This window comes from Paenalcaligenes sp. (assembly GCF_030152715.1).
GTDB classification, from domain to species: Bacteria; Pseudomonadota; Gammaproteobacteria; order Burkholderiales; family Burkholderiaceae_B; genus Paenalcaligenes; species Paenalcaligenes hermetiae.
Genome location: NZ_JASLIX010000046.1, coordinates 1 through 4216 on the forward strand (window position 1 = coordinate 1; position 4216 = coordinate 4216).

Genomic DNA, 4216 nt, shown 5'->3' on the forward strand with positions numbered 1-4216 from the left:
CATTCATGCAAACCGCCTTGCGGACTTCATTCCAGCCTTTGAACAAGCTGTCATTGAATTCAGCGGCAAAACCTCCTTTGACCCCATTATTGAGCATGACGGCTCGTTAGCTTTACAACATATGGATGTTCCCACCGCTCAACAACTCAGTCACGAAGTTTGGGGGGCCGGTTTTCCCCCTCCTGTCTTTGTCGACGAATTTAATGTGGTGTTTCAACGTGTTCTTAAAGACAAACATCTTAAATTACGCGTTGAGCGTGATGGAGTGATTTTTGATGCAATTTGGTTTAACCACGCCGAGCTCATGGGTGAACGCATTCACATGGCATATCGACTAGAAGTCAACCACTGGAATGGCAACAGCCAAGTCCAGCTCATGGTGGATCACGCGCAAAATAGTTAGTCCTCTCTGACCACCCCGGCGACGCTGGGGTGTAGAGCTAGCAACTATGCTTCTGACTGCCGAGAGGCGTAGAGAATACCACCTACAATCAGTAAAAAGGCAACACCATGATAAACCTCAGGTGCTTGATCCAAAAAGATCATAGATAAAATAGCGGCAAACAAGGGCATAAGATTAGCAAAAAAGCCGGCTGTCGCAGGCCCTACTCGCTGCACCCCTAGCCCCCAACAGCGAAAAGCTATAATCGCAGGTCCAATGGCCACATACAACATTGCTAACACCAACCCCCAGCTCCAGTCTATGTGCCAATCTGTCAGAGCCCATTCCCCCGCTGCAAAAGCCCCGGACCACATCAAACCAAAAGTGACTTGCGCTAAAAGCAGTGTTGACCAATTTTGCTTAATTTCTGGCTCATGCTTATCCTGACTAAGCAGCCAGCTATAAAATGCCCACGCAATGGTGGCTATCACCATGTAGATATCACCAATAACAAAACGAAACTGCAATAGCTCATTCAAATCACCACGACTTAAAATAATGGCTACCCCCAATAAGGACAGCACAGCACCACTGATTTGTCGAGCCGTAATCGTCGCATGAAAAAACAAGCGCCCAACCAATAACATCCAAATAGGCATGCTGGCATTTACCAGCGTAACGTTAATGGGACTTGAACTATGTAGCGCCATGTATTGCAAAGCGTTATACATACCAATACCCAGTAACCCGAGCATGGCATAATGCCGCCAATGGCGCCAGAGCGCGCTTCCCCGACGCAATATTTGCCCACCAAATGCCGCCAAAATAAAAAAAGCAATAAACCAACGAATAAAGTTCAGCGTAATTGGGGGCACCATTTCGCTAATGACTCGCCCTACTACCGCATTACCCGCCCATAAAAAAGTGGGGATGACCAACAGCAATACGGCCGTCGGCGTGAGCCTAGCATTCATGTGACTTCCTTTCGTTTATTTGCGTATTAAAAGACAAAATAAAAATTATATAGAAAACCAAAATGAAAACCTAGGCTCACCCCCCGACCAAAAATCTAAGTCATTGACAAAAAACATTTATTTTGCTAAGCTGAATAGTGCAAATGCTTAATCTTACTAGGCTAAGGCCTACGTCTTTGTCATTTCTTTGCCTTGTGCGCAAGGGGCTCTTGCTCCACCCTCTTATTTTTAAATATAACTTTGCGGCCAGACGCATTTGTGGTTAACACCCGTTTGACCTCGTCAATCTATTGGCCCGTTGAACTAAAAAGGACACATTATGTCAAAAGAAGAATTGATTGAAATGCACGGTTCAGTTACCGAAGTTTTACCTGACTCTCGTTTCCGAGTTGTACTCGAAAATGGACACCCTGTTATTGCTTACACGGGCGGCAAAATGCGTAAGCACCACATCCGCATTCTTGCTGGCGATGAAGTCACTTTAGAAATGTCCCCCTATGACCTAACCAAGGGTCGTATTACTTTCCGTCACCTACCTAAGCGCAACCAACCTGCTGGCGCCACCACTCGCCGTCGTCGTTAATGCCCGCCAACATGCGTTAAATCTATACCTCAAGCTTGCGGGGCTTAAGGCTGGTTTCTGTTAAAATAGATCCCATCTTCAATGACTTGAACTTTTCAGGAAAAACAGATGGAATCAGAACGCCTTAATCAACTCGAAGCGCAACTCGACGACTACTTAGAGCGCGCGACCGAATTACGGAGGTATCTTTGACTACGACGACAAAGCCCACCGCTTATATGTCGTCAATGCCGAATTCGAAAACCCAAATATTTGGGATGATCACGAACGGGCGCAAGAACTTGGACGCGAAAAGAAAAGCCTAGAAACCGTTGTCCATGGCTTGGATGAAATTCAACAAGCCCTTACCGATGCTAAAGAGCTTTTTGAGCTCGCCGCTATGGATGAGGACGAAGCTACCCTGATTGCTATCGAGCAAGATTGCCAAACTGTTGGTCAGCGCATCGAGGAATTTGAGTTCCGCCGTATGTTCTCCAACCCCGCTGATAACCTCAACTGTTTTATGGATATCCAAGCGGGTGCAGGGGGAACAGAGGCTCAAGACTGGGCCTCTATGTTACTACGCCAATACACGCGCTATGCCGAGCATAAAGATTTCAAGGTCGAAATCTTAGAGCAATCCGACGGCGAGGTCGCTGGCATCAAATCTGCCACATTGAAAATCAGTGGTGAATACGCGTATGGGTTATTACGTACAGAGACCGGGGTACACCGCTTAGTACGTAAAAGTCCTTTTGACTCCTCTAATGGACGACACACCTCATTTTGCAGCGTATTTGTTTACCCTGAAATTGACGATTCCTTTGAAATCGAAATTAACCCAGCCGACCTACGCATCGACACCTACCGTGCCAGTGGTGCTGGGGGGCAGCACGTCAACAAAACCGACTCAGCGGTACGTATTACCCACATGCCCTCCGGTATTGTGGTGCAGTGTCAAAACGACCGCTCTCAGCATCGTAACCGAGCAGAAGCCATGCAAATGCTAAAGTCACGCCTTTACGAGCAAGAGATGCGTCAACGCATGGCCGAACAGCAAAAGCTAGAGGATGCCAAAAGCGACGTGGGCTGGGGCCACCAAATCCGCTCCTATGTCTTAGACCAAAGCCGGATTAAAGACTTGCGGACAAATGTAGAAATATCAAACACGCAACGGGTGCTAGACGGTGACCTTGACCCCTTTATTGAAGCCAGTCTAAAACAAGGAGTCTAATATGCAGCGCGTGATTATTATTAGCGGAGCGTCTCGTGGTCTAGGTCTAGCACTAGCTAAACAGCTCGCCGACGATCGCACCCATTTAATCAGTATCGCCCGCCATAACAACCCTGAGCTTGCGGCATGGTGCGCTCAGCAAAAAACCTCCTATCAGGCGATTGTGGCGGACTTAGCGCTTCCTAATGGGGCTCATGCCGCTAGTCAACACCTTCAAGAAGCCCTCTCGCGGTTTACTAATAGCCATGCCTACTGGTTAATCAATAATGCCGGTACCGTTAACCCTATGGCGCAATCACACCAGCTGCTTGACCCCCATGCTATTGCTCATGCTCTACAGCTTAACATTGGCAGCTTGATGAGCTTGAGCGCCACCTTTTTGGCACATAGCCCATCTACGGCAGATCGTCGTATACTTAACATTTCCTCTGGTGCTGGCCGTGGACCTGTTCCTGGCTGGGGGGTATACGGCGCCACCAAGGCCGCTGTTGATTACTACTCGCAGACCCTCGCCATGGAACACCCTCAGGTTAAATGCGTGGCCCTCGCTCCTGGCGTGGTGGATACAGATATGCAAGCCACTATTCGTCAAAGCGAGGAAAGCCATTTTCCTAATCGTGCCCGCTTCATTCAATTACATCAGAACCAACAGCTTGCTTCAGCCTCTTTCACCGCTGAGCATATTGCCCGTTATCTCGCGGATGCCTCCTTTGGTCATAAAACCATTGATGACATTCGCCACTATTTTTAATTGTGTAACTCATGACTTCTACGACTGAGTCAACGCATGTTGACGAAAACCACTTAATTGCTGAACGACGTGCCAAACTCAATGCCTTACGCGAGCACGGTAACGCCTACCCAAACGATTATCAGCCCGAGCATAGCGCCGCCCAACTTCATCAACAATACGATGATAAAGACAAAGAAACGCTTGCTGCGCTTCAGCATACTGCCTCTATCGCCGGCCGTATGATGCTTAAGCGCGTCATGGGTAAAGCCAGTTTTGCTACGCTTCAAGACAGCAGCGGCCGTATTCAAATTTACCTAGACAAAAAAACTCT

At 48.0% G+C, this 4216-nt stretch carries 5 protein-coding genes and 1 pseudogene; 5 read left to right on the forward strand and 1 reads right to left on the reverse strand.

Translation table 11 applies throughout. The features are described from left to right. Nucleotides 1-403: pseudogene (locus Q1V74_RS03390) on the forward strand (single-stranded-DNA-specific exonuclease RecJ); the annotation flags it as partial. A gap of 44 nt (nucleotides 404-447) precedes the next feature. On the opposite strand, the gene Q1V74_RS03395 reads toward Q1V74_RS03390, so the two are convergent. Next, nucleotides 448-1356, reverse strand: coding sequence for a DMT family transporter (locus Q1V74_RS03395; RefSeq protein WP_260649601.1), 909 nt, complete (start codon nucleotides 1354-1356; stop codon nucleotides 448-450). Between the two features lie 319 nt (nucleotides 1357-1675). On the opposite strand from Q1V74_RS03395, the gene infA reads away from it, so the two are divergent. From infA to Q1V74_RS03415, 4 genes are all read left to right on the forward strand, one after another. Continuing rightward, nucleotides 1676-1939 carry a translation initiation factor IF-1 gene (gene infA / locus Q1V74_RS03400; RefSeq protein WP_260649599.1) on the forward strand — a complete coding sequence of 88 codons (264 nt, stop codon included), beginning with the start codon at nucleotides 1676-1678 and terminating at the stop codon, nucleotides 1937-1939. A gap of 108 nt (nucleotides 1940-2047) precedes the next feature. Continuing rightward, nucleotides 2048-3152 (forward strand): peptide chain release factor 2 gene (gene prfB, locus Q1V74_RS03405; RefSeq protein WP_300647057.1). Its coding sequence is split into 2 segments (ribosomal slippage): nucleotides 2048-2128 and nucleotides 2130-3152, totalling 1104 coding nucleotides; the frame shifts between segments, so codons are not numbered across the junction. 1 nt (nucleotide 3153) lies between these two features. After that, nucleotides 3154-3903, forward strand: a complete 750-nt coding sequence (locus tag Q1V74_RS03410; protein ID WP_300647058.1) for an SDR family NAD(P)-dependent oxidoreductase — start codon at nucleotides 3154-3156, stop codon at nucleotides 3901-3903. A gap of 11 nt (nucleotides 3904-3914) precedes the next feature. Further along, nucleotides 3915-4216 (forward strand): OB-fold nucleic acid binding domain-containing protein (locus Q1V74_RS03415; RefSeq protein ID WP_300647059.1); only part of this gene is annotated, 302 nt, incomplete at its 3' end.